The following is a 23,450-nucleotide window of genomic DNA, read 5'->3' as shown; positions in this document are numbered from 1 at the left end:
GAGAGACATGCGGGTCGGAGCGGCGTCTTGAGACTGCTGCACACCTCCGACTGGCACCTCGGCCGGTCGTTCCACCGGGTGAACATGCTCGGCGCCCAGGCCGAGTTCATCGGGCGGCTCGTCGCGACCGTACGGGAGCGGTCCGTGGACGCGGTGGTCGTGTCGGGGGACGTCTACGACCGGGCGGTTCCGCCGCTCGCCGCGGTCGAGCTGTTCGACGACGCCCTGCACCGGCTCGCCGACCTCGGTGTGCCGACCGTGATGATCTCCGGGAACCACGACTCGGCCCGCCGTCTGGGCGTCGGCGCGGGCCTGATCGGGCGGGCCGGTATCCATCTGCGGACCGAGCCGTCGGCGGCGGGCACCCCGGTGGTGCTGGCCGACGCCCACGGCGACGTCGCCTTCTACGGGCTCCCGTATCTCGAACCGGCCCTGGTGAAGGACGAGTTCGGGGTGGAGAAGGCCGGGCACGAGGCCGTGCTCGCCGCCGCCATGGACCGGGTCCGCGCCGACCTCGCCACCCGTGCGCCCGGCACCCGCTCCGTCGTCCTCGCGCACGCCTTCGTCACCGGCGGCGAGCCCAGCGACAGCGAGCGGGACATCACCGTCGGCGGTGTGGCCGCGGTGCCCGCCGGTGTCTTCGACGGCGTCGACTACGTGGCGCTCGGGCACCTGCACGGCTGCCAGACCCTCACCGAGCGCGTCCGCTACTCCGGCTCCCCGCTGCCCTACTCCTTCTCCGAGGCCCGGCACCGCAAGAGCATGTGGCTCGTCGACCTGGACGCCGACGGGTCGGTCGGCGCCGAGCGCGTCGACTGCCCCGTGCCACGCCCCCTCGCCCGGATCCGGGGCGCGCTGGACGACCTGCTCGCCGACCCGGAGCAGGCACGGCACGAGGAGTCGTGGGTCGAGGCGACGCTCACCGACCCGGTCCGCCCGGCCGACCCGATGGCCCGGCTCACCGAGCGCTTCCCGCACACGCTCAGCCTCGTCTTCGACCCCGACCGCACCGAGGACGACCCCGACGTGTCGTACGCCCGGCGCCTCGCCGGCCGCAGCGACCAGCAGATCGCGGAGGACTTCGTCGCCCATGTACGCGGCGCCGGACCCGACGCGCACGAACAGGGCGTCCTGCGGGACGCGTTCGACGCGGTCCGCGCCGACGAGACCGTACGGGAGGTGGCCCGGTGAGGCTCCACCGGCTGACGGTCACCGCCTTCGGCCCCTTCGGGGGCACCCAGACCGTCGACTTCGACGAGCTGTCGACGGCCGGGCTGTTCCTGCTGCACGGACCGACCGGCGCCGGCAAGACGTCCGTCCTCGACGCCGTGTGCTACGCCCTGTACGGCTCGGTTCCCGGCGCCCGGCAGGGCGGCGGCCAGGGTGCGTCCCTGCGCAGCGACCACGCCGCACCCGCGACCCGCACCGAGGTCACCCTCGAACTCACCGTCGCCGGACGCCGGCTTGAGGTCACCCGTCAGCCGCCCTGGGAACGCCCCAAGAAGCGCGGAACCGGCACGACCGTCGACAAGGCCCAGACCTGGCTCCGCGAGTACGACGCGACGGCCGCGGCCTGGAAGGACCTCAGCCGTTCCCACCAGGAGATCGGCGAGGAGGTCACCCAGCTGCTCGGCATGAGCCGGGAGCAGTTCTGCCAGGTCGTGCTGTTGCCGCAGGGCGACTTCGCACGGTTCCTGCGCGCCGACGCCGAGGCCCGGGGCAAGCTGCTCGGCCGTCTCTTCGACACCCGTCGCTTCGCCGACGTCGAGAAGCGTCTCGCCGAGCGGCGCCGGGCCACCGAGGCCCAGGTGCGGGACGGGGACGCCGACCTGCTGGCCGACGCCCACCGTATGCAGCAGGCCGCGGGCGACGCCATGGAACTTCCGGAGCTGGCCCCGGGCGAACCGGGCCTCGCCGAGGCCGTGCTGAGCGCCGCCGCCGTCGCCCGCAGCACCGCCCGGGAACAGCTCACCGTCGCCGACCGCACGCTCAGCGCGGCCGAGTCCGCGCGGGCCGCAGCCGGCCACGCCCTGGACGACGCGCGCGAACTCGCCCGGCTCCAGCGGCGGTTCGCCGAGGCACGAGAGCGGGCGGCGCGCCTGGAGGAGGGTGCCGAGGCCTTCCGGGAGGCGCAGGCGCGCATGGAGCGCTCCCGCAAGGCCGAGAAGGTCGCACCCGCCCTGGACCTGCGGGAGTCCGCCGACGCCGAACACCGGCGGGCCGCCGACGCGGAGGCACGCGCGCGAGCCCTGTTGCCCGAGAGCTTCGCCGACGCGGGCGCGGCCGGACTCGCGACGGCCGCACGCCGGGCCGCCGAGGAACTGGGCGGACTGGACTCGGCCCGCCGCGCCGAGCGCCGGCTGGCCGAACTCCGCGACGAACGCGTCGGCCTGGACCGCCAGGAGCACGCCGACGCGGAGATCCTGCGGGAGGCGGAGGACTGGCTCGACGGCTGGGAGGAGACCCACGCCGGTCTCCAGGCCCAGGTGGATGCCGCGCAGCAGGCCGCCGCCCTCGCCGAACAACTCGCCGTACGGCGCGAGCCCGCGCGGCAGCGGCTGGCGGCGGCCCGGCGGCGGGACCGGCTCACCCAGGACACCGACGAGGCCGTCATCCGGGCCCGGGACGCACAGGAGCGGATGCTGCGGGCCAAGCAGCACTGGCTCGACCTCAAGGAACAGCGCCTGACCGGCATCGCCGCCGAACTGGCCGCGCATCTCACCGACGGCGAGCCCTGCGCCGTCTGCGGTGCCACCGAGCACCCCGCCCCCGCCCGCAAGGTCGCCGGTCACATCGACCGGGAGGCCGAGGACGACGCCCTGGCCGACTACCAGCGCGCCGACGAACAGCGCACCGCGGACGAACGCCGGCTTGGTGACGTACGGGAGGCGCTGGCTGCGGCCACCGCCGAGGCCGGTGACATCCCCACCGGGCAACTCGCCGATGAGGCAGAGGAGTTGGAGAAGCAGTACGAGCAGACCCGCCGTGCCGCCGCCGAGCTGCACTCCGCGCGGGAACGGCTGCGGCAGGCCGGGCACGAGCAGGAACGGCGCGTCGCCGCCCGGCAGGAGGCCGCCGTGCGGACCGCCGCCCGGGTCGGTCACCGGGAGCGGCTGGACCAGGAACGGGCCGGCCTGGAGAAGGAACTGGACCGGGCGAGAGGCACGCTGGACAGCGTCGCCGCGCGGGCCGCACAGCTGGAGCGGCGGACCGCGCTGCTCACGGACGCCGCCGACACCGCCCGCGCCGCCGAGGACACCGCCCAGCGGCTCAAGGACGCCGACGCCCGGCTCGCCGACGCCGCCTTCCGCGCCGGCTTCGAGACCCCCGAGGCCGCGGCCGACGCACTCCTCGACGACGCCGTCCACCGCGAGCTGCAACGGCGGCTGGACGCCTGGCAGACCGAGGAGGCCGCCGCACGGGCCGTCCTCGCCGAGGCCGACACGGCAGCCGCTGCCCGGCAGCGGCCCGCCGACCTGGAGAGCGCGGAGCGGGCCGCTGCCGCCGCGGACCGGCGCACCCGCGACGCCGCCTCCGCCCATGACGCCGCCGCCAGGCGCTGCGCCGAACTCGACCGGCTGTCCGCCCGGGCGACCACGTCGGTACGCCGATTGGCGCCCCTACGTGAGGAGTACGACCGGGTCGCCCGCATGGCCGGCCTCACCGCCGGCACCTCGGCCGACAACGAACGCCGGATGCGCCTGGAGTCGTACGTCCTCGCGGCCCGGCTGGAACAGGTCGCCGCCGCCGCGACCGTACGGCTGCGGCGCATGTCGTCCGGCCGCTACACCCTCGTCCACTCCGACGACCGCACCGGGCGCGGGCGCAGCGGACTCGGACTGCATGTCGTCGACGCGTGGACCGGCCGCGAGCGGGACACGGCGACGCTGTCCGGCGGCGAGACGTTCTTCGCCTCCCTCGCCCTCGCCCTCGGCCTCGCGGACGTCGTCACGGACGAGGCGGGCGGCGTGCGGCTTGACACCCTCTTCATCGACGAGGGCTTCGGCAGCCTCGACGACCAGACCCTCGACGAGGTCCTCGACGTACTCGACTCCCTGCGCGAACGCGACCGCAGCGTCGGCATCGTCAGCCATGTGGCCGACCTGCGACGGCGGATCCACGCTCAACTGGAGGTCGTCAAGGGCCGGTCCGGATCGGTGCTCAGGCAGCGCGGGACTTAGGGGGTTTTGTGGGGAGGCCCTAACCCCCGGCCCGGCGGCGCGGGTTGGCATTGTAGGTTCTTGACTCATGGTGCGATACGCGGAGCCGGGCACGGTGGAGTGGGTGGAGTCGGGCGGCGGACCGCTGATAGCGGTGCCCGAGACGGTTCTGCCGTTCTGGGCGGGTGCCGACGGCGAGGAGACGGCGTCCGACTACGACCGGGCCTGTGAGGTGGACGGACACGTCGGGCTGCTGCCGGTCGGCGACTGCACGGCCCTGGTGCTGGGCGACGAGCCGGCCTCGACCGCCTATCTGCCCGACCAGGGCGTCTTCGTGCGGTGGTGTGCGGGCAACTCCGAGGGCGAGCTGCTGGCGAGTGTGCCGGGCGCTGTCGCGTCGGCGCGGTGGGAGCCGGAAGTCGGCTGGGACGTGCCCGGGCCGGTGCTGCTGTTCGACGCGGCGTGGCCTGGAGGCGAGCCGGTGGGGAGCGACCGGGTGCGGGTGGTTCTGGAGCCGGGGAGGTATGCGGTTCGGGCGGCTCGGGTGCAGCCGGGGCCTGAGACGTGGCTGGGTCTGGTGCAACTTCGGTTGTTGGCGCCCAGGTAGCCGTGGGGCAATGGCCGTTTGGCGTGTGCGGGTTGTCTGTGGCTGGTCGCGCCCATGCGGCGGAGCCGCATATCAGCACAGCCCCGCGCCCCTGAAAGAGGGGCGAAAATCGTGTGCGTCGATCGAGAAGCCCGGCCACGATGATCCTTATGCCGCGACTTCCTCACCCCAGCCCCGAAGACCTGCGCCGTGACCCCCTGCCCCTGCGTGGCCGTACCGCCCTGGTGACCGGTGCAAGCCGCCGCGCCGGCATCGGGCATGCCGTGGCGCGTCGGCTCGCCGCCTACGGGGCGAGTGTCTATCTGCATCACCATGTGCCACACGACGCCGGCATGCCCTGGGGCGCCGACCGGCCCGAGGAGGTGCTGGAATCCGTGCGCGGCGCACTGGGTGACCCCGAGGCACGGGTCCTCGCCGGGCCCGGCGACCTGGCCGACCCGGCCGTGCCCGGCGAACTGGTCGGCCGAGCCGCCGAGGCGCTCGGCGGGCGGCTCGACATCCTCGTGGCCAACCACGCGCAGAGCGGGTTCGACGGCTCTCTGGACGAGATCGACGCGGCGATGCTCGACAGGCACTGGGCGGTCGACACCCGCGCGGTCCTGCTGCTCGTCCAGGCATACGCCCGGCTGCGGCCACCGGCCCCCGGAGGCCGCGTCGTGATGATGACATCAGGTCAGGACATCGCGGGCGGCATGCCCGGCGAGATCGCCTACGCCCTCCAGAAGGGCGCCCTCGCCTCGATCACCCGCTCCCTGTCGACCACCCTCGTCGAGCAGGGGATCACGGTGAACACCGTCAACCCCGGTCCCGTCGACACCGGTTACCTGACCGGGGAAGCGTACGAGGCCGTGGCGGCCGGCTTCCCCGCCGGACGGTGGGGCATGCCCGACGACCCGGCCCGCCTCATCGCCTGGCTCGCGACGGACGAGGCGGGCTGGATCACCGGTGAGGTCATCAACTCCGAAGGCGGATTCCTGCGCTGAGCCGAGGGCTCTCCATCAGAGCGCCGACAACTCGTCCACCAGGTCGTCCAGGCCCAGTGAGCCCTGGGAGAGGGCCGCCATGTGCCAGGCCTTCGGGTCGAAGGCGTCGCCGTGCCGGGCGCGGGCGTTCTCGCGGCCCAGCAGCCAGGCCCGCTCGCCGAGCTTGTAGCCGATGGCCTGGCCCGGCATGGACAGATAGCGCGTCAGCTCGCTCTCCACGAAGTCCGCGGGGCGGCTGCTGTGCGAGCCGAAGAACTCCTGCGCCAGCGCGGGCGTCCAGCGCTCCCCGGGGTGGAAGGGGGAGTCGTCCGGGATGGTCAGCTCCAGGTGCATGCCGATGTCGATGATGACGCGCACGGCCCGCATCATCTGCGCGTCCAGATAGCCCAGCCGGCGCTCCGCGTCCGTCAGGAAGCCCAGCTCGTCCATCAGCCGCTCCGCGTACAGCGCCCAGCCCTCGGCGTTGGCGCTCACCATGCCGACACCGGCCTGGTAGCGGGAGAGGTCCTGCGCCACGTGTTTCCACTGGGCCAGCTGGAGGTGGTGGCCCGGGACGCCCTCGTGGTACCAGGTCGACACCAGGTCGTAGACCGGGAATCGCGTGTTTCCCATGGTCGGCAGCCAGGTGCAGCCCGGTCGCGAGAAGTCGTCCGACGGCTCCGTGTAGTACGGGGCCGCGGCGCTGCCCGGCGGGGCGATGCGCGACTCCACCCGGCGGACGCGCTCGGCCAGGTCGAAGTGGGTGCCGTCGAGCGCGTCGATCGCCTCGTCCATCAGGGACTGGAGCCACTGCCGCACCTCGTCGACGCCCTCGATGTGCGTGCCGTGCTCGTCCAGGTGCGCCAGCGCCACCCACGGGGTGGCCGCGCCCGGCAGGATCTTCTCGGCCTCCGCCTTCATCTCGCCGAGGAGGCGGTGGTACTCGGACCAGCCGTAGGCGTATGCCTCGTCCAGGTCGAGGTCGGTGCCGTTGAAGTAGCGCACCCAGCGCGCGTACCGCTCCCGGCCCACCACGTCCGGCGTGCCCTCGATCGCCGGTGCGTACACGTCCCGCATCCAGTCGCGCAGCCGCAGGACCGCCTCGGTGGCCGAGCGGGCGGCGGTGTCCAGCTCGGGCCGCAGCGACTCAGGGCCCGCGGCCGCGAACTGCTCGAACCAGCCCTGCCCCTCGCCGTCCGCGTCGGCCCACTCGCCGAGCTGCTCCACGAACGTGGCCGTGGCGCGGGGCCCGGCGTACAGCTTCCGCTCCAGGCCGAGCGCCAGGGACTCCCGGTACCCCTCCAGCGCCGCCGGGACCGCGCGCAGCCGTTCCGCGATCGCCGTCCAGTCCTCCTCCGTCTGCGCCGGCGTCACGGTGAACACCTGCCGCACCGCATGGGCGACAGAGCTCAGGTTGCTGACGGAACGCAGGCTCTCCTCGGCCTCGTGCACGGCGAGTTCGGCATTGAGCCGCTCGCGCAGCAGCCGCCCGCAGCGGCGTTCGATCTCACTCTCCGCGCCGGGCAGCCGCTCGGCCTCGTTCAGCAGGGCCAGCGTCCGGCGCGCCAGCTCAGCGGACGCCTCCTGGCCCGCGGGCGAGGTGTCGGGCAGCCTGCTCGAACTCTCCTTCACGCCGAGGAACGTGCCGGTGATCGGGTCGAGGGCGACGAGCTCGTCGACGTAGGCGTCGGCGACCTCACGGGGCAGCGGGCTCTTGATCTCAGACATGCGGCCATCCTCGTACGACGGGAAGCGCACGTCATCCGGATTGAGCCGAGGGCGAAGGCGGCAGCAGCGGCCCGCACTCCCACTGCTGGAAGATCAGCCGGGTCTCCACCCGCGCCACCTCCCGCCGCGAGGTGAACTCGTCCAGCACGAGCCGCTGGAGGTCGGTCATGTCGGCGACCGCGACATGGACGAGGTAGTCGTCCGGGCCGGTCAGATGGAACACGGTCCGCGACTCCGGCAGTGCCCGGATCCGCTCCACGAACGGCCCCACCAGCTCCCTCCGGTGCGGCCTGACCTGCACCGACAGCAGGGCCTCCAGGCCTCGCCCCAGCTTGGCCGGATCGAGCTCCAGCCGGTGCCCGAGGATCACACCCGAGCGGCGCAGCCGCGTCACCCGGTCCAGACAGGTCGACGGCGCCACGCCGACCTGCGCGGCGAGATCCCGGTACGTCGCCCGGGCGTCGTTCTGCAACAGCCGCAGAAGATGGAGATCCACCGGGTCCAGTACGACAGATTCGGCCATCGGCCGAACGTAACACGGTGTTCTTCCGCACAGAACCGGTCAGTGTTCACTCTCCCCTCATGGATACGGGCATGGGCATGAACACGGGGACCGCATCGAGAGCTCTCGCCACCGAGGCCGTGCACGCCGGGCGGGACGACCTCGCCCGGCAGGGGCTGCACGCCCCGCCGATCGACCTGTCCACCACCTACCCGTCGTACGACAGCCGCGGCGAGGCGGCCCGGATCGACGCGTTCGCCGCCACGGGCTCGGAGCCGGACGGCCCGCCCGTCTACGGACGGCTGGGCAATCCGACCGTCGCCCGCTTCGAGACCGCGCTGGCCCGCCTGGAGGGCACCGAGGCGGCGGTCGCGTTCGCCAGCGGCATGGCCGCCCTGAGCGCCGTCCTGCTCGTCCGCGCCTCGATGGGGCTGCGACACGTGGTGGCCGTACGTCCCCTCTACGGTTGCAGCGACCATCTGCTGACCGCCGGGCTGCTGGGCTCGGAGGTGACCTGGACCGACCCGGCCGGAATCGCCGACGCGCTGCGCCCGGACACCGGGCTGGTCCTGGTGGAGTCCCCGGCCAACCCCACGCTCGCCGAGGTCGACCTGCGGGCCGTCGCGCACGCCTGCGGTTCGGTGCCGCTGCTCGTGGACAACACCTTCGCCACACCGGTCCTCCAGCGCCCCGCCGAGCAGGGCGCGCGCCTGGTGCTGCACAGCGCCACCAAGTACCTCGGCGGTCACGGGGACGTGCTGGCGGGCGTGATCGCCTGCGACGAGGAGTCGGCGGGCAGGCTGCGCCAGGTGCGGTTCGCCACGGGCGGTGTGCTGCACCCGCTGGCCGGCTATCTGCTGCTGCGCGGACTGTCCACCCTCCCCGTACGGGTCCGGGCCGCTTCCGCCAACGCCGCCGAACTCGTCCGCCGCCTGGCCGCCGACCCGCGGGTGGCCCGTGTGCACTACCCGCGCATCGGCGGCGCGATGGTCTCCTTCGAGGTACACGGCGACCCCCACGAGGTCATCGCCGGCGTCCGTCTGATCACCCCCGCCGTCAGCCTCGGCAGCGTCGACACGCTCATCCAGCACCCGGCGTCCATCAGCCACCGCATCGTGGACGCGGACGACCGACAGGACGCCGGGGTGAGCGACAGCTTGCTGAGGATGTCGGTGGGCTTGGAGGACGTCGAGGACCTCTGGAGGGACCTGGAGGGAGCGCTTCTCAGGGGCGCGGGGAACTGCGCGACAAGCCACAACGGACTCGCGGTCGCCCACCGACGTTGAACCCCTACGGCGCGGAGGCGCTCCCCAATTCACCCGCACGCGACGCCACGGGCTCACCCAGCCGAGCCGTGATCACCAGCGTCCCCTCCTCGACCTGATAGTCGAGAGGAAGCCCCAGCCCCCGCATCGCCGCGACCATGCCGGTGTTGGACGCCTGCGTCACGGCATACACACTCCCGCACCCGGCGTCCACCGCCATCGCCACCAGCCTGCGCAGCAACTCGGCACCTACACCCCGCCGCTGCCATGCGTCCTCGACGATCAGCGCGACCTCGGTCTCGTCCCCGTCCCACAGGAGATGCCCGAGCCCGACGACGCGCCCCGACGCGGTCTGCACGGCGAGGGTACGGCCGAATCGGGGGCTGAGCAGGTGGTTCAGATACCGGTCGGCATCGCCGACCGGACCGTGGTAACGAAGCCTCAGCGTGCGGTCCGAGCACCGCTCGTGCATCGCCCGGGCCGACTCCAGATCACGGGTGTCGGCCCGGCGCACGGTGATGTCGGCGCCCTCGGCGAGGGTGAGCACGTCCCGGCCGTGCGGGACGCGCGGGCCCAGCCGGGCGTCCAGTTCCACCAGGGCCCTGGCCCGGGCGAACTCGGTCGGGGTGAACGGCAGGTACGGCCGCTCCACGGTGATCATTCCGCCTTCCGGGGCGCGCAGGCGCAGCACGGTGTCGTCGAGGGCCCCCTCCACCGGTACGCCGCCGGGCGCCCGGTCGCCGCCGGCCGGTGCCGGCTGGGAGCGGATCGTGCAGCGGCCCAGCAACTGGCGCAGGGCCAGCGGCAGTTCCGCGGCGTCCAGGGCGGTGCGGGCGGCGAGCCCCAGGACCCGGGTCGGCGCGTCCACCAGGTCGTGGGCGTCGGCCCGTTCGATCCAGGTGTCGGTGCCGCCGGCGGCACCGACGGCCGTGGTGATCCCGGACGCCGGAAGCTCGCCCGGGGCCCGCAGCAGGAACTCGTCCACCGTGCCGTCGGCCAGCGGATGGGTCTGCAGGCTCAGGATGTCGACGCGCTGCCCGGCGAGGGCCGTGCACAGCGCCGCCAGCGCCCCCGGCTCGTCCCGCACCGTGGTCCGCATCCGCCACAGCGTGCTCGCCCCCGGCACCGGCTCCGGTGCCGGGGACTCGGTATGGTCCGGCGGCGGCGCGTTCTCGTGGCGTCGTGTCCGCCAGGCCCGGAACGCCGTGGTGAACCGCCGCATCGTGGTGGCGGGGCGGCAGTTGTTGTTCGAGTGCGTCGCTTCGGTCACTTTTCGCGTCATGCACCCACTGTGACGGAACGGTGTTGCGTGATCGCGAACTCTTTGTGTCTGGCGGGTAAAGGGGACAGTCTGCCCCCTTTATCGACGCTTCAAACGTTGCGCTCCGTACTTGCCGGACCCACGGGCACCTACTGGCCGACCCGGCCCGGCTGGAGCACCTGGGTGAACAGGACGGTGCCGTCCTGTTCACGCAGACGGACCGTCAGCTCGCCGCTGCCGCCGTCGATGTCGACCTCGCCGAAGAACTGGTAGCCGCCGGCGGGCGAGACGTTGGCGGTCGTCGGCGCCTTGAGGAACACGCGGTCCGGACCGAAGGTGCCGTCGAGCGTGTTCGCCGGGAAGGCACCGGCGTTGAGCGGGCCCGACACGAACTCCCAGAAGGGCTCGAAGTCGGTGAAGGCGGCCTTCGACGGCTGGTAGTGCTGTGCCGAGGTGTAGTGCACATCGGCCGTCAGCCACACCGTGCCCGTGATCCGACGGTGCTTGATGAACCGCAGCAGCTCGGCGATCTGCAGTTCGCGGCCCAGCGGCTTGCCGGGGTCGCCCTGCGCGACCGCCTCGATGTTCGGCTTGCCGTCACCGGTGTCCGGGACGACCAGGCCGATCGGCATGTCCGAGGCGATCACCTTCCACACCGCCCGGGAGCGGGACAGCTCGCGCTTGAGCCACTCCAGCTGCTCGCGGCCGAGGATGCCCTGCGCGTCGGTGGGCTGGTCGTCCGTGGAGTTGGCGTTGCGGTAGGTGCGCATGTCCAGGACGAAGACGTCCAGCAGCGGGCCGTGATGCTGCACGCGGTGGACCCGGCCGCTCGGGCGGCGCAGCGTCGAGATCGGGAAGTACTCCGAGAACGCCTGGCGGGCGCGGGAGGCGAGCACGTCCACGTTCTTCTCGGTGTAGCGGGTGTCGCCGAGGATCTCGCCCGGGTACCAGTTGTTGGTGACCTCGTGGTCGTCCCACTGGATGATGGACGGGACCCGGGCGTTGAAGGCGCGCAGGTTCTCGTCCAGGAGGTTGTAACGGAAGTTGCCGCGGAACTCCGCCAGGGTCTCGGCGACCTTCGCCTTCTCCTCGGTGGTGATGTTCCGCCAGGTCCGCCCGTCGGGCAGGGCCACGGTCTCGGTGAGCGGGCCGTCGGCGTAGATGTTGTCGCCGCTGCAGAGGAAGAAGTCCGGGTCCAGGGCGCCCATCGCGTCGTAGATCCGGTAGCCGCCGAGCTCCGGGTTGATGCCCCAGCCCTGCCCGGCCAGGTCACCGGACCAGACGAACCGCACCCCGTCGCGGCGCTTGGCGGACGCGGTGCGGAAGGTGCCGGTGACCGGCTCGCCGGTACGGCGCGGGTCGTCCGGGTCGGCGAGCAGCACCCGGTAGTGGATCTGCTCGCCGGACGGCAGCCCGCGCAGCGGGGTCGTGCCGGTGAAGTCGGTGCCCGGGCCCAGCAGCGGGCCGTGCCATCTGCGCGGGTTGCGGAACGACTCGGTCGCCGACGTCTCGACGATCATCCGGGCGGGCCGGTCGGACCGCACCCACACCAGCCCGGAGTCGCAGGTCACGTCTCCCGCCTGCACACCCCACCCCGCCTTCGGACGCCCGGACCGGGCGAAGGCCGGCGCCGCGCCGAGGGCGGTGGGCAGGGACAGGGCCGCCGACGCGGCGAGGGAGCCCCGCAGGACGCTACGGCGCCCGGGGAACGGACGGTGTGACATGGATACGCCTCCAGGGACGGGATCCGGCCAGTGTGCAGAGCCACAACTACTGGCACGCCGCAGCGCACACACGAACCCCAAGTGAACAACTGACCGCAGGGGCGGGGGAACCGGCACGCACGGGCGAGCCCCCGGGAGTCACCCGGTGGCCGCCTCCGCCATCAGACGTACGCCCTCGTCGATCCGGGCGGGCGGCACATGGGCGTAGCCCAGGACGAGCCGCACCTTCTTCGTCTCGGCGCTCCCGGCCCGCGGGTGGGAGCAGGACGCCAGCGGGCGTATCGCCACCCCGGCCTCCGCCACCCGCGCGAGGAACCGCTCCTCGGGGCCGTACCGCTCCGGCAGTGTGGCGATCACATGCAGGCCCGCCGCGATCCCGGACACCTCCGAGCCGGGGAAGTGCTCGTCCAGGGCGGCGACCAGCGCGTCACGCCGCTCGCGGTAGGCGCGCTGGCAGCGGCGCAGCTGGCGGTCGTAGTCCCCGCGTTCCAGGAAACGGGCGAACAGGGCCTGGTCGAGGGCCGGGTGGCCGAGGTCCATGGTGCGCTTGCGTTCGACGATCTCCGCCGCCCAGGACTCGGGCACCAGCAGCCAGCCCAGCCGCAGCCCGGGCGCGAGGGACTTGCTGACGGAGCCCGTGTAGGCGACATGGTCCGGGTCGAGGCCCTGGAGGGCGCCGACAGGGGCGCGGTCATAGCGGAAGTCGCCGTCGTAGTCGTCCTCCAGGACGATGCCGTCCACCTCACGTGCCCAGTCCAGCAGCCCGGCCCGGCGATCCGGCGAGTAGGCGATGCCGGTCGGGAACTGGTGGGCCGGAGTCGTCACCACGGCCCGTACGCCCGACGCCCGCAGCGGCTCCAGGGCGATCCCCTCGTCGTCCACGGGCAGCGGCACGGCGGCGACCCCGGCCGAGGTGTACAGCGCGTCGTGCTGGGGACTGCCGGGGTCCTCCACGCCGACGGTCCGCACCCCGCGCGCGTGCAGCGCGAAGCCGAGCAGGGCCGTCGCCTGGGCGACCCCGGAGACCACCACGATCCGCTCCGGGTCGGCCACCACGCCCCGCCGCCGGGCGAGCAGTCCGGCCAGCGCGGTGCGCAGCCGGGGCAGCCCGCGCGGATCGGGGTACCCCAGGTCCTGGTGCGGCAGTTCCGCCAGTACGTCGCGCTGCGCGGCGGCCCACGCCGAGCGCGGGAACAGCGACAGGTCCGGTGTGCCGGGCACGAAGTCCGCGCGGGCACCGGGGGAGCGCGGGGCGAGGTCGCGCGCCCGCGGCCGTGCGGCCCGCGCGGCCGCTCCGACCCAGGTGCCGGCGCCCCGGCCGCTGCGCAGATAGCCCTCGGCCGTCAGCTGCTCGTAGGCCTCCGTGACCAGCCCCCGCGACACCCCCAGGTCCGCCGCGAGATCCCGGCTGGACGGCAGCCGTGTGCCGGGCGAGAGCCGGCCCGAGCGGACCGCCTCGCGCAGCGCCGCCTGGAGGGATCGGCCACGTGTGCGTGCCGGTGCCGCGGCGGCGGGAAGCAGCAGCTCCCAGGCGGCGGACGCGGTGCCTTCGCCCGGGTCGCTCTGCGGTGGCTTCATGAAGGGAGACCTTAGAGGCTCGTCGCCCCGCGAGCCCCGGTGCGGGTCAGCGGCTGCCGTCGAGGACGACCCTGGCGACCAGTGCCGGGTCGTCGTTCATCGGGACATGGCCGCAGCCCGGCAGCCGCACCAGCCGGGCCCCGGGGATGACGCCCTTGGCCCGCACGCCCTGGCGGGGGATGAGGAGCCGGTCCCGGCTGCCCCAGGCCACGGTGACCGGCGTGCCCACGATGTCGTCGCTGAACTGCACGGTCCTGCCGGAGCGGAGGGTCTCGGAGAAGCCCTGGGCCCGGGCCAGCGCCAGCGTCTCGGCGATCACGGCCTCGGGCGAACGGCGGCCCGGGCGGGCGTAGATGGTGCTCGTCAGCAGCGTGCGGCCGATCGCCGGGCGGGCCAGCCGCTCGACGACGGGCACGGGCAACCGCTGGGCTATCTGCCGCATCGTCATCAGCACGGCGAAGGCGTAGCGGCGCTCGGCCTCGTTCCAGAACCCGGCGGGGGACAGCGCGGTGACGGAGCGGACGAGCCGGGCCCGGGCCAGGTCCAGGGCCAGCAGGCCGCCCAGCGAGTTGCCCGCCACATGCGGCCGTTCGATCTCCAGCGCCTCGCAGAGCGCCACGAGGACGGTGTTCATCGTCGGCAGATCGTGCGCCATGCCGTCCGGCAGCGCCGGCGACTCGCCGCACCCGGGCAGGTCCACGGCGATCACATCGCGCTCGGCCGCCAGCGCCGGGATCACCGGGTCCCACACCTGCCGGTGGTGGCCGATGCCGTGCAGCAGGAGCAACGGGTCGCCGCTGCCCCGGCGCGTGTAGGACAGGGTGACGTTCTGCTCGCCGTGCGCGGAGGCGACTTTGAAGGAGACGGTGGCGGACATGGGGTGCTCCTCGGCTGTACTCGCTGACGGACGCTGTAGACAGCTTGTCAGCAATTGCTACCGACGGGTAGCCCCGAGTCGTCGCCACCTTCACGGTCCCGGACCGCTCAACGGGCCCGGCGCAGCTCCAGGTTGAAGTCGGCGTGCCCGAACTTCTGCATCAGGCCGACCCACAGCGGCAGCCACATCTCCACGGCGCGCGCCGCCCGGATGCCGCCGAGGTCGAGCACCCGCTCCCGCGGCCAACCGAACTCCCCGAGCAGGGCCGTCACCTGCTCCTTGGCGCGCGCGTCGTCCCCGCAGACGAACACGTTGTGCTCGCCCGGCACCCGCCCGGGGTCCACCATCACCTGGCAGTTGACGGTGTTGAGTGTCTTCACCACGCGCGCGTTCGGGAAAGCCCGCTGGATCGTCTCGCCCACGCTGTCCGACTCGACGGGGGACAACCGCAGCTCGCCCTCCTCGAACCCCAGCGGGTTGGAGATGTCCACGAGGATCTTCCCGTCGAAGTCCTCCGGCCTCACCGCGTCCAGCGCCGCGAGCGCGACCCGCCCGCCGACCGCGTTCACCACGACCTCGCCGAACGCCGCCGCCTCGGCGAACGTCCCCGCGTCCGCACCTGCGCCCGCGGCGGAGGCCCACTCCACGGCGGCCGGGTTGTCCCTCGTCCGGGAGCCGAGCCGTACCTCGTGCCCCAGCTCCACCAGCCGGGTGCCGAGGGTGCGCCCGACGTCTCCCGTGCCCAGAACCGCGTACCGCATCGCCACCTCCGGAACCCCTGCCGGCGATCACCGGCGTCCTGTCGTCCTGTCGCCCATTCTGTCCGGGAAGGGGTGATTCCGCCTGGACAGGGCCGCAGCGGTGGGCTGGGATGGAGCCGTGACCACCGAGACCGCGACCGACGTCTTCGAAGCGCACCGCCCCGTCCTGCTGGGCGTCGCCTACCGCATGCTGGGCCGCGTGGCCGACGCGGAGGACGTGGTCCAGGAGGCCTGGCTGCGCTGGTCGGGCAGCGACCGCGGCGACGTACGCGAACCGCGCGGCTACCTCGTACGGATCACGACCCGCCTCGCCATCGACCGGCTGCGCCAGATCAAGTCCCGCGGGGAGACCTACGTCGGCCCATGGCTGCCCGAGCCGTACGTCACCGACTTCGGCGACACCGTGCCGGACACCGCCGAGCGGGCCGTGCTCGCCGACTCCGTCTCCCTCGCCGTCCTCGTCGTGCTGGAGTCGCTGTCGCCACTGGAGCGCGCCGTGTTCGTGCTCCGTGAGGCCTTCGGCTTCCCGTACGCCGACATCGCCGCCATGCTCGACCGCGGCGAACCGGCGGTACGACAGCTGGCCGGACGGGCCCGCAAGCACGTCGAGGAGCGGCGGCCCCGCTACGAGGTCGACCCCGCCCAGCGTCGCGACCTCACCGAACGGTTCCTCGCCGCGGCGGCCGACGGCGACCTCGAAGGGCTGATGGCGCTGCTCGCCCCGGACGTCCGGCTTGTCGGCGACAGCGGTGGCAAGTCGCGGGCGCCGCTGCGGGTCCTCCAGACGGCGGACAAGGTGGGCCGCTTCCTCGTCGGCGCCGCGCGGAAGGGCGACGTCCCGGACTTCTCCGTGCGTTTCCTGGAGCTCAACGGCGGCCCGGCCATGCTGGTCCTGTCCGGCGACAAGCCCGACTCCGTCTTCCAGCTCGACGTCGCCGGCGGGCGGGTCCAAGCGGTCTACATCGTCCGGAACCCCGACAAGCTGCGGTCGCTGGCCGTGGGGTAGCGGGTGCCGCCGTAGCCCCGTGGACCTCGGATGAACGCGCCGTGAACGTTCCCGGCCATTGGTCTTGACCAAGGATGGGGGCCGTCCTATGGTCGCAGAGAAGTGAAACAACCTTTAAAAAACAAGGGCGCGAAAACGCCGCCGACCACGGCGATTGCGGAGGACAGGGTGGGGACCACGCAGCTGGAATCGGTGCCGGAACCGAAGTACTGGCATCTCAAGACCGTGCTCAGTGAAGCGCTCGACTCGGAGTTCTCGGTGGGGGAGATCCTGCCCAACGAGCGCGATCTGGCGGCCCGGTTCGGCGTCGCCCGCGCCACGCTCCGCCAGGCCCTGGAGCAGCTCGAACTGGAAGGCAGGCTGCAGCGCCGCCGCGGTGTCGGCACGACCGTCGCCCCGCCGCGCATGGGCGTCTCCCTCGGCACCGGCCCGCACACCTGGCCCGGCGGCTCCGAGGACGCCTGGCAGCCCGTCGACTGTGTGGCGGCGGTGCCGTCGGCGGCGGTCGCCGAGGCGCTGGAGACCGGCCGTGACGAGGCCGTCCATGTCGTGCGCCGCTCCCGTGTGTCGAACGGCCGGCCGGTGGCCGCGGAGCTGCTCTACATCCCCGAGTCCTCGGTGCCCGAGCTCTCCGGCATAGACGCGCCGTCCGGAGCGGCACGTGCGCGTGCGGTGCTGCGTGAGTTGCAGCGGCTGGAGCTGGGGCGGCAGGAGAACGCGGTGGAGCTCGGGTCTGCCGGGGCCGATGACGCGAAGGAGCTGGACCGGCTTCCTGGGGCGCCCGTTCTTGTCGTCACGACGCGGTTTGTGGCTGCGGGGCGTACGGCTGCGCTGTCGGTTGCCACGTATCGCGCTGACACGTGCCGGTTGACCTTCGGTGACTCGGGTGGGGTCGAGATTCATGACGGGCCTGAGCAGCGGGCGTCCTGACCCTCGCGCTGTGAGGGGTGCGGTGAGTCTTGGGCTGCGGGTTCGCTGTGGCTGATCGCGCAGTTCCCCGCGCCCCCAAGACGCGCAGTTCCCCGCGCCCCCAAGACGCGCAGTTCCCCGCGCCCCCAAAAAACGCGCGGGTCCGCGCCCCCAAAGACGCGCGGGTCCGCGCCCCTAGAAGGGGCGTTGTTCCACCGCGAAGAGTTGTTCCTCCACGTGGTCCAGGGCCAGGCGTAGGGCGCCGGTCGCCACTGCCGCGTCTCCGAGGCGGGAGAGGGTGACCTGTGGGGGGCGCAGGCAGTAGCGGGAGAGTTCTTGGCGGAGGGGGTTGAGGACGCCGTCCAGGCCCGCTGCCCAGCCGCCGATGACGACCAGTTCCGGGTCCAGGGCGAGGACGAGGGCCGCCACGTCGTGGACCAGGCGCTGGAGGAAGCGGTCGACGGCCGCGCGGGCCCGCTGGTCGCCCTCGCGGGCCTGTGCGAACACCTCGGCGACCGCCTGCTCGTCGAGCGGGTGCAGGGGTTCGTCGGTGGTGGAGAGCAGGGTCTCCGGCGTGACCTCCCGGCCCAGCAGATGCAGCGCGCCGATCTCGCCGGCCGCCCCGCCGTAGCCCCGGTGCAGCCGCCCCCCGATCAGCGAACCGGCACCCGGGCTGAGCCCCGCCAGCACGAACACCACGTCGTCCGACTCGGTGGCCGCGCCCTTCCAGTGCTCGGCGACGGCGGCCGCGTTGGCGTCGTTCTCGACCAGGACCGGGCACTTGAAGGACCGGCTCAGCCGCTCGCCCAGCCGCAGCCCCGTCCACCCCGGCAACGCGGTGCCCAGCCGTACCGTGCCGTCCGCCTCGACGATCCCGGGCGTCGCCACGCCCACGGCCCGCAGTGAGCCCCGTGCGACACCGGCCCGCCGCAGCAGCTCGGCGACCGCCCCGCGCAGCCGCTCCAGCCGCTCGTCGGCCTCCGCCGTCTCGGGCACGTCCTTGGCCTGGGCGCCGATCACCCGGCCGTCCAGGTCGGCCAGCATGGCCGCCACCCGGTGCGCCCCGATCTCCAGCCCCAGCAGATGCCCCGCCTCCGCCCGGAACCGGAACCGCCGCGCCGGGCGTCCCTGCCGCCGTGCGGCTCCCTCCTCGGCCGCCTTCTCGACCACGAGCCCGGCCTCGATGAGCCCTTCGACGACGCCCTCGACGGTCGGCCGGGACAGCCCCGTCACCCGGGTGATCTCGGTCAGCGTCGCGCAGTCCGTGGCACGCAGGGCGTGCAGCACCACCGCGGAGTTGATCCTTCGCAGCAGCGAGGGATCCCCGCCGGTCAGCCGCCCCACCGTCCGTCCTCCCAGGTCGCGCGCGTGTTGGCCGGATCGTACTCGGCGCGGCGCGCCCCGGCGAGGACCCGGCCCCGGCCTCCCCTGATCAGCCCGGTGCCACGAAGCCCGACTCGTACGCGGTGATCACCGCCTGGGTCCGGTCCCGCGCCCCCAACTTCGCCAGCACCGCACTGACATGTGACTTCACGGTCTCCGTCCCGACGACCAGCCGGGCGGCGATCTCCGCGTTCGACAGACCCCGCGCCATCAGCCGCAGCACCTCGGCCTCGCGTTCGGTGAGCTGGGCCCGCTCCAGCACGGCCCGCGCGGCGCGGTTCCCGCCGTCGTCGCCGTACTCGGCGGCGAGCTGCCGCACCGAGGCCGGGAACAGCAGCGACTCGCCCTCGGCGATCAGCCGCACCGCGTGCACGATCTCGGCCGGCCGGGCCCGCTTGAGCAGAAACCCGTCGGCCCCGGCCCGCAGCGCCTCGTACACGTACTCGTCGTTCTCGAAGGTCGTCACCACCAGGATCCGCGGCGGCTCGTCGACGGTCCGCAGCAGCGCCCGGGTGGCCTCGATGCCGTCCAGCAGCGGCATCCGTACGTCCATGGCGACCACGTCGGGCCGCAGCCGCCGCACGAGCGGGATCACCGCCGCCCCGTCCGCGGCCTCCCCGACGACCTCGATGTCCGGCTGTGCCTCCAGGACGGCCCGCAGTCCCGCGCGTACCAGGGGTTCGTCGTCGACGAGGAGAACGGTGACCGGCATCCGGACAGCGTAGATCAACTCAGCGGCAGTTCGACATGGACCTGCCAGTCACCCTCGTCGGGTCCGGTTCTGGCCCGTCCGCCGAGCAGGGCGGCGCGCTCGCGTATGCCGCGCAGGCCGCTGCCGCGTCCGGGGCCGGAGCCGGGGCCGGACATCGGCTCGGGCAGCGGGTTGCGTATCGCGAGGACGAGGGTGCCGTCGGTGACCTGGACACGGACCAGGGCCGGAACGGCACCCGCGTGCCGCAGCACGTTGGTCAGGGCCTCCTGGAGGATCCGGTAGCCCTCCCGCGACACCGGCCCGGGCACGGTGTCCACGGGCCCCGTCACCTCGGCGTCGACCTTCGCCCCGGATGCGCGCGCCGAATCCAGCAGCCGGTCGGCGTCCGCCAGTGTCGGTCTGCTGCTCACGGGCTTCCGAGACTCGCGCAGGACACCCAGCACCCGCTCCAGGTCCTCCAGAGCGGTGCGGCCGGTCTCCTCGATGGCGCTCAGCGCCCGGTCCGTGAACTCCGGGTCGCCGGCCGCCCGAGCCGCCCCCGCCTGCACCACGGCGACCGTGAGCGCGTGCCCGATGGAGTCATGCAACTCGCGGGCGATACGCGTGCGTTCCAGCAACTGTTCGGTGCGTTCCTCCAGCGCCGCCAGCCGCTCGGCGCGGGACGGCCCGAGAAGCCGCCCGGCCAGCGCGGTGACGCAGCGGCCCGACCACACCACGACCACGGAGCACAAGATCAACGGCACGAGTGCGAGCGGGACGTGCCACCAGCGGTTGTCCTCGACGGTCACGAATCCGTCGGCGAGGGGTCCGAGGCCGAGCCCCGTCGTCAGCAAGTCGACCGCCAGCAGGGGCAGCTGGAGGGAGAGGTGGGCCACCGTCCAGCCGAGGCACAGCCGCGCCTCCAGCCACAGCACCGTCCGCCCGCGATCGGCCCACGTGGCCGACGGCGTGGTCACGATCTCCGGGCTCTCACCGTCTCGCCGATGGCCGATCAGCAGCAGCCTGGCCTGGAATCCCTCCACGACCCGCGTGACGGGCACCAGGCCCGCGAGTCCGAGCAGCACGGCGGCCGTGACCTGCGTCCACCATGCCTCCTCGACGAACAGCCACAACGACGGCCACACGATGGCCACCACGATGTGCAGCCACCGCTTGTACGTCACCGCCCGCGTGAACGGGCGCAGCATGCGGACCATGGCGTCATCGTGCCAGCCGCCACTGACAACGGACCTCCCCCGCACGGGGGAGGTGATCTCCACGGCCGGGGGAGGCCCGCACCCCGCACGACCGGCCAGGCTGCTGCCATGACCAGCATCGACGTCCAGTCCCTCACCAAGGAGTTCGGCACCAAGCGCGCCGTCGACGACCTCACGTTCCGCGTGCTGCCCGGCCGCGTCACCGGCTTCCTCGGCCCCAACGGCGCCGGGAAGTCCACCACCATGCGGCTGGTGCTCGGCCTCGACCGTCCGACCGCCGGAGCCGCCACCATCGGCGGCCGTGCCTACCCGGCGCTGCGCGAACCCCTGCGCCACGTCGGCGCCCTGCTCGACGCGCAGGCCGCCCACGGCTCCCGTTCGGCCCGCGACCACCTCCGTGTCCTGGCCGTGAGCAATCGCGTCCCGGACCGCCGCGTCGACGAGGTACTGGAGGAGACGGGCCTGGCCTCGGTGGCACGGCGCCGGGTGCGGACGTACTCCCTGGGCATGCGCCAGCGACTCGGCATCGCCGCCGCCCTGCTGGGCGACCCCGAGGTGGTCATGCTGGACGAGCCGTCCAACGGCCTCGATCCCGAAGGCATCGTGTGGATACGGCAGTTGCTGCGACGGCTCGCGGGGGAGGGGCGGACGGTCCTGGTCTCCAGCCATCTGATGAACGAGACCGCGTCCTTCGCGGACCACCTCGTCGTCCTCGGCCGGGGACGGCTGCTGGCCGACACCCCGATGCGGGACTTCATCCACGCACGCGTGCGGCCGCGCGTGCGCATCCGCACGAGCGATCCCACCGGCCTCAAGAGCGCCCTCGCCCGGCACGGCCACGATGCCGAGGAGCACGTGGACGGCCACTGGACCGTGCACCACGCACGCGTGGACGACATCGGCCGCATCACCTCGGCCGCGGGTGTACCGGTCCTGGAACTCGCGGCCGAGGAGGGCACCTTGGAGCAGGCCTACTTCGACCTCACCTCCGCCGAGACCGAGTTCACCGCACAGCCCCAGGAGGCCTGAACCATGGAACTCACCCCCGTACTCCGCTCCGAGTGGCTGAAGATCCGTACGCTCCGCTCGCTCCCGGGAGCCCTGCTGGCCCTGTTCGCCGCGACCACGGCGTTCTCCGCGATCGCCGGTGTCTCCGACACGTCGGAGCCGGGGTTCGACCCGCTGTTCACGGCCCTGTCCGGGGTCCTGCCCGGCCAGATCGCGGCCATCGCCTTCGGGGCCATGGCCGTCTCGTCGGAGTTCCACCCGGGGGCGCTCCGGCTCTCGCTGGCCGCGGTTCCGCAGCGCGGCCGGTGGTTCGCGGCCAAGGCGGTAGTCATCGCCGTACCGGCCCTCCTGGTGGGGCTGGTGACGGCGCTCGCCGCCCTCCTCGTGGCGCGGGCGGCGCTCGGACCGGCAGCCGACGGTCTCGGCGCCGGCGAGCAGGTGCGGGGCGTCGTGGGCTGCGGCGTCTACCTGATGCTGATGGCCTTGTTCGCCGCCGGGCTGGCCGCCCTGCTGCGCAGCGGCACCGCCACTCTGTCTCTGCTGATCCCGTTCATCCTGATCGTGTCGTTCGTGATCGGCGACGCGACGGGCACGGTCGCCGACTTCCTGCCCGACAAGGCGGGACAGTTGGTCCTTCGGGGGACGCACGAGGGGTCTTCCCTCGGGCCGTGGCCGGGGCTCGCGGTGACCGCGCTCTGGACGGCCGCCGCGCTGCTGGCGGGAGCGTGGAGCGTGCGCCGCCGGGACGCCTGACCGCAACGGCGTCGCTGCCCCGCCAGGTGCGCCCGCCAAGTGTCAGTGCGGGCGGGTTTACTTGACCCATGAGCATCGCACAGCACATCGCCCTCGTCGACGAGCTGTGCTACCGCCCCTTTCCGGCGGAGCACGGTCCGTCGGACGTCGGCACGTCAGGACCCGGCTACCACGTAGCGGTGTTAGAGAGCGGGCTCTGCGGCGACCCCGCGACCCGGGCGGTGACGATCGACCAGTTCGAGAAGGACCGGGACGCCGTCTGCGAGCTTCTCGCCTCGCGCTGGGGCGACACCGACCCCTTCAACCTGGAGACGGTCCTGCTGCGCACCGAGCACGAGGAGATACCCCGGCCGTGGGCCGACCTCGGCGCCCGCGCCGGTGTGGCCTACCTCTGGGAGGTGGAGGGCTCCGGCCGCTGGGTCGCCGTGGCCGTCGCGGACCGGGACGAGGCGGACGCGGTTCACCTGCTGGCCCTGGTCACGGAGGCGGACCCGCCGTGAGGGATCAGCTCCCGGCGGCTTCCCGCAGCCGTCCGAACTCCTCCGCCATGGTCTCGGCCGTCCAGTGCGCGTTCAGCCCGCTCGGGTTGGGCAGCACCCATACGCGCGTGTCCCCGAACGTCCGCGACTGCGGACCGACCTGAGCCTTCCGGTCGTCGAACGCGGCGCGGTACGCCGTCACGCCCACCACCGCCAGCCAGCCCGGGCGCAGCCGCTCCGCCTTCAGCGCGAGCAGCCGCCCGCCCTCCCGGTACTCCTCGGCGCTCAGCTCGTCGGCCCGGGCGGTCGGCCGCTCCACGACGTTGGTGATGCCGAGCCCGTACGAGAGCAACTCCCGCTGCTCGGACGGCTTCAGCAGCCGGGGCGTGAAACCGGACCGGTGCAGTACCGGCCAGAAGCGGTTGCCGGGGCGGGCGAAGTGATGGCCCGTCGCGGCCGTCATCAGCCCGGGGTTGATCCCGCAGAACAGCACCCGCAGACCGTCCGCGACCACATCGGGCACGACACGGTCGCGGGCGGCCTCCAGTTCCTCGGGCGTGAAGCGCGCCATGCGGCGCG

The 23,450-nt window shown here is 73.2% G+C and carries 21 protein-coding genes; 10 read left to right on the top strand and 11 right to left on the bottom strand.

Annotation, left to right across the window (positions count from 1 at the left end; genetic code table 11):
* Positions 1-27 precede the first annotated feature (27 nt).
* The 4 genes from ACIBK5_RS38255 to ACIBK5_RS38240 all read left to right on the top strand — a co-directional run bounded on the left by ACIBK5_RS38255 (position 28) and on the right by ACIBK5_RS38240 (position 5,750).
* Positions 28-1,191 carry an exonuclease SbcCD subunit D gene (locus tag ACIBK5_RS38255; protein WP_399027201.1) on the top strand — a complete coding sequence of 388 codons (1,164 nt, stop codon included), beginning with the start codon at positions 28-30 and terminating at the stop codon, positions 1,189-1,191.
* Positions 1,188-4,181, top strand: coding sequence for an AAA family ATPase (locus ACIBK5_RS38250; RefSeq protein WP_399027199.1), 2,994 nt, complete (start codon positions 1,188-1,190; stop codon positions 4,179-4,181). Before ACIBK5_RS38255 ends, ACIBK5_RS38250 begins: the two co-directional genes overlap by 4 nt.
* 67 nt (positions 4,182-4,248) lie before the next feature.
* Positions 4,249-4,767, top strand: coding sequence for an immunity 21 family protein (locus ACIBK5_RS38245; protein WP_399027197.1), 519 nt, complete (start codon positions 4,249-4,251; stop codon positions 4,765-4,767).
* A 149-nt stretch (positions 4,768-4,916) separates the two neighbouring features.
* Complete coding sequence (locus ACIBK5_RS38240) at positions 4,917-5,750, top strand: SDR family oxidoreductase (protein WP_399027195.1); 834 nt, start codon at positions 4,917-4,919, stop codon at positions 5,748-5,750.
* A gap of 15 nt (positions 5,751-5,765) precedes the next feature.
* On the opposite strand, the gene ACIBK5_RS38235 is transcribed toward ACIBK5_RS38240, so the two are convergent.
* A complete protein-coding gene (locus ACIBK5_RS38235; RefSeq protein WP_399027193.1) occupies positions 5,766-7,457 on the bottom strand; it encodes a DUF885 domain-containing protein in 1,692 nt (563 codons plus the stop codon).
* Positions 7,458-7,488: 31 nt separating this feature from the next.
* Entirely contained in the window at positions 7,489-7,980 is a 492-nt protein-coding gene (locus ACIBK5_RS38230) for an Lrp/AsnC family transcriptional regulator (RefSeq protein ID WP_356923810.1), read from the bottom strand.
* A 59-nt stretch (positions 7,981-8,039) separates the two neighbouring features.
* On the opposite strand from ACIBK5_RS38230, the gene ACIBK5_RS38225 reads away from it, so the two are divergent.
* Positions 8,040-9,245 carry a trans-sulfuration enzyme family protein gene (locus ACIBK5_RS38225; protein WP_399027191.1) on the top strand — a complete coding sequence of 402 codons (1,206 nt, stop codon included), beginning with the start codon at positions 8,040-8,042 and terminating at the stop codon, positions 9,243-9,245.
* A gap of 4 nt (positions 9,246-9,249) precedes the next feature.
* Here the strand turns inward: ACIBK5_RS38225 and ACIBK5_RS38220 are convergent, their stop codons facing one another.
* From ACIBK5_RS38220 to ACIBK5_RS38200, 5 genes are all read right to left on the bottom strand, one after another.
* The gene (locus ACIBK5_RS38220; protein ID WP_399027189.1) at positions 9,250-10,506 is read right to left on the bottom strand and encodes a GNAT family N-acetyltransferase; all 1,257 of its coding nucleotides are present in this window, start codon (positions 10,504-10,506) and stop codon (positions 9,250-9,252) included.
* Positions 10,507-10,634: 128 nt separating this feature from the next.
* Positions 10,635-12,209 (bottom strand): alkaline phosphatase D family protein, encoded by a 1,575-nt coding sequence (locus ACIBK5_RS38215; RefSeq protein WP_399027187.1) that lies wholly within the window; start codon positions 12,207-12,209, stop codon positions 10,635-10,637.
* 138 nt (positions 12,210-12,347) lie between these two features.
* Positions 12,348-13,787: a PLP-dependent aminotransferase family protein gene (locus ACIBK5_RS38210; RefSeq protein ID WP_399027186.1), complete on the bottom strand. Its 1,440-nt coding sequence runs from the start codon at positions 13,785-13,787 to the stop codon at positions 12,348-12,350.
* 46 nt (positions 13,788-13,833) lie between these two features.
* Positions 13,834-14,664 (bottom strand): alpha/beta fold hydrolase, encoded by an 831-nt coding sequence (locus tag ACIBK5_RS38205; protein WP_399027184.1) that lies wholly within the window; start codon positions 14,662-14,664, stop codon positions 13,834-13,836.
* A 107-nt stretch (positions 14,665-14,771) separates the two neighbouring features.
* Complete coding sequence (locus ACIBK5_RS38200) at positions 14,772-15,425, bottom strand: NADPH-dependent F420 reductase (RefSeq protein ID WP_399027182.1); 654 nt, start codon at positions 15,423-15,425, stop codon at positions 14,772-14,774.
* Between the two features lie 118 nt (positions 15,426-15,543).
* Here ACIBK5_RS38200 and ACIBK5_RS38195 point away from each other — a divergent pair, with 118 nt between their 5' ends.
* Both ACIBK5_RS38195 and ACIBK5_RS38190 read left to right on the top strand, forming a co-directional pair.
* On the top strand, positions 15,544-16,431 hold the full coding sequence (locus ACIBK5_RS38195; protein ID WP_399027180.1) for an RNA polymerase sigma-70 factor: 888 nt from the start codon (positions 15,544-15,546) through the stop codon (positions 16,429-16,431).
* Positions 16,432-16,599: 168 nt separating this feature from the next.
* Complete coding sequence (locus ACIBK5_RS38190) at positions 16,600-17,361, top strand: GntR family transcriptional regulator (RefSeq protein ID WP_399027178.1); 762 nt, start codon at positions 16,600-16,602, stop codon at positions 17,359-17,361.
* A 174-nt stretch (positions 17,362-17,535) separates the two neighbouring features.
* On the opposite strand, the gene ACIBK5_RS38185 is transcribed toward ACIBK5_RS38190, so the two are convergent.
* The 3 genes from ACIBK5_RS38185 to ACIBK5_RS38175 all read right to left on the bottom strand — a co-directional run bounded on the left by ACIBK5_RS38185 (position 17,536) and on the right by ACIBK5_RS38175 (position 20,631).
* Positions 17,536-18,684, bottom strand: a complete 1,149-nt coding sequence (locus ACIBK5_RS38185; RefSeq protein ID WP_399027176.1) for an ROK family transcriptional regulator — start codon at positions 18,682-18,684, stop codon at positions 17,536-17,538.
* An 88-nt stretch (positions 18,685-18,772) separates the two neighbouring features.
* Positions 18,773-19,435 (bottom strand): response regulator, encoded by a 663-nt coding sequence (locus ACIBK5_RS38180; RefSeq protein WP_399027174.1) that lies wholly within the window; start codon positions 19,433-19,435, stop codon positions 18,773-18,775.
* 14 nt (positions 19,436-19,449) lie between these two features.
* Positions 19,450-20,631: a sensor histidine kinase gene (locus ACIBK5_RS38175; RefSeq protein ID WP_399027172.1), complete on the bottom strand. Its 1,182-nt coding sequence runs from the start codon at positions 20,629-20,631 to the stop codon at positions 19,450-19,452.
* Positions 20,632-20,739: 108 nt separating this feature from the next.
* Between ACIBK5_RS38175 and ACIBK5_RS38170 the strand changes: the two genes are divergently transcribed.
* The 3 genes from ACIBK5_RS38170 to ACIBK5_RS38160 all read left to right on the top strand — a co-directional run bounded on the left by ACIBK5_RS38170 (position 20,740) and on the right by ACIBK5_RS38160 (position 22,892).
* Positions 20,740-21,660 carry an ABC transporter ATP-binding protein gene (locus tag ACIBK5_RS38170; RefSeq protein ID WP_399027170.1) on the top strand — a complete coding sequence of 307 codons (921 nt, stop codon included), beginning with the start codon at positions 20,740-20,742 and terminating at the stop codon, positions 21,658-21,660.
* Positions 21,661-21,663: 3 nt separating this feature from the next.
* Complete coding sequence (locus tag ACIBK5_RS38165) at positions 21,664-22,392, top strand: ABC transporter permease (RefSeq protein ID WP_399027168.1); 729 nt, start codon at positions 21,664-21,666, stop codon at positions 22,390-22,392.
* Positions 22,393-22,460: 68 nt separating this feature from the next.
* A complete protein-coding gene (locus ACIBK5_RS38160) occupies positions 22,461-22,892 on the top strand; it encodes a hypothetical protein (protein WP_399027166.1) in 432 nt (143 codons plus the stop codon).
* Between the two features lie 4 nt (positions 22,893-22,896).
* Here the strand turns inward: ACIBK5_RS38160 and mug are convergent, their stop codons facing one another.
* The gene (mug, locus tag ACIBK5_RS38155; protein ID WP_399027164.1) at positions 22,897-23,442 is read right to left on the bottom strand and encodes a G/U mismatch-specific DNA glycosylase; all 546 of its coding nucleotides are present in this window, start codon (positions 23,440-23,442) and stop codon (positions 22,897-22,899) included.
* Positions 23,443-23,450 lie beyond the last annotated feature (8 nt).

Origin of the sequence: Streptomyces sp. NPDC050546 (assembly GCF_044457425.1) — a bacterium.
GTDB lineage: Bacteria > Actinomycetota > Actinomycetes > Streptomycetales > Streptomycetaceae > Streptomyces.
This window is presented reverse-complemented; position numbering and strand designations above follow the sequence as displayed.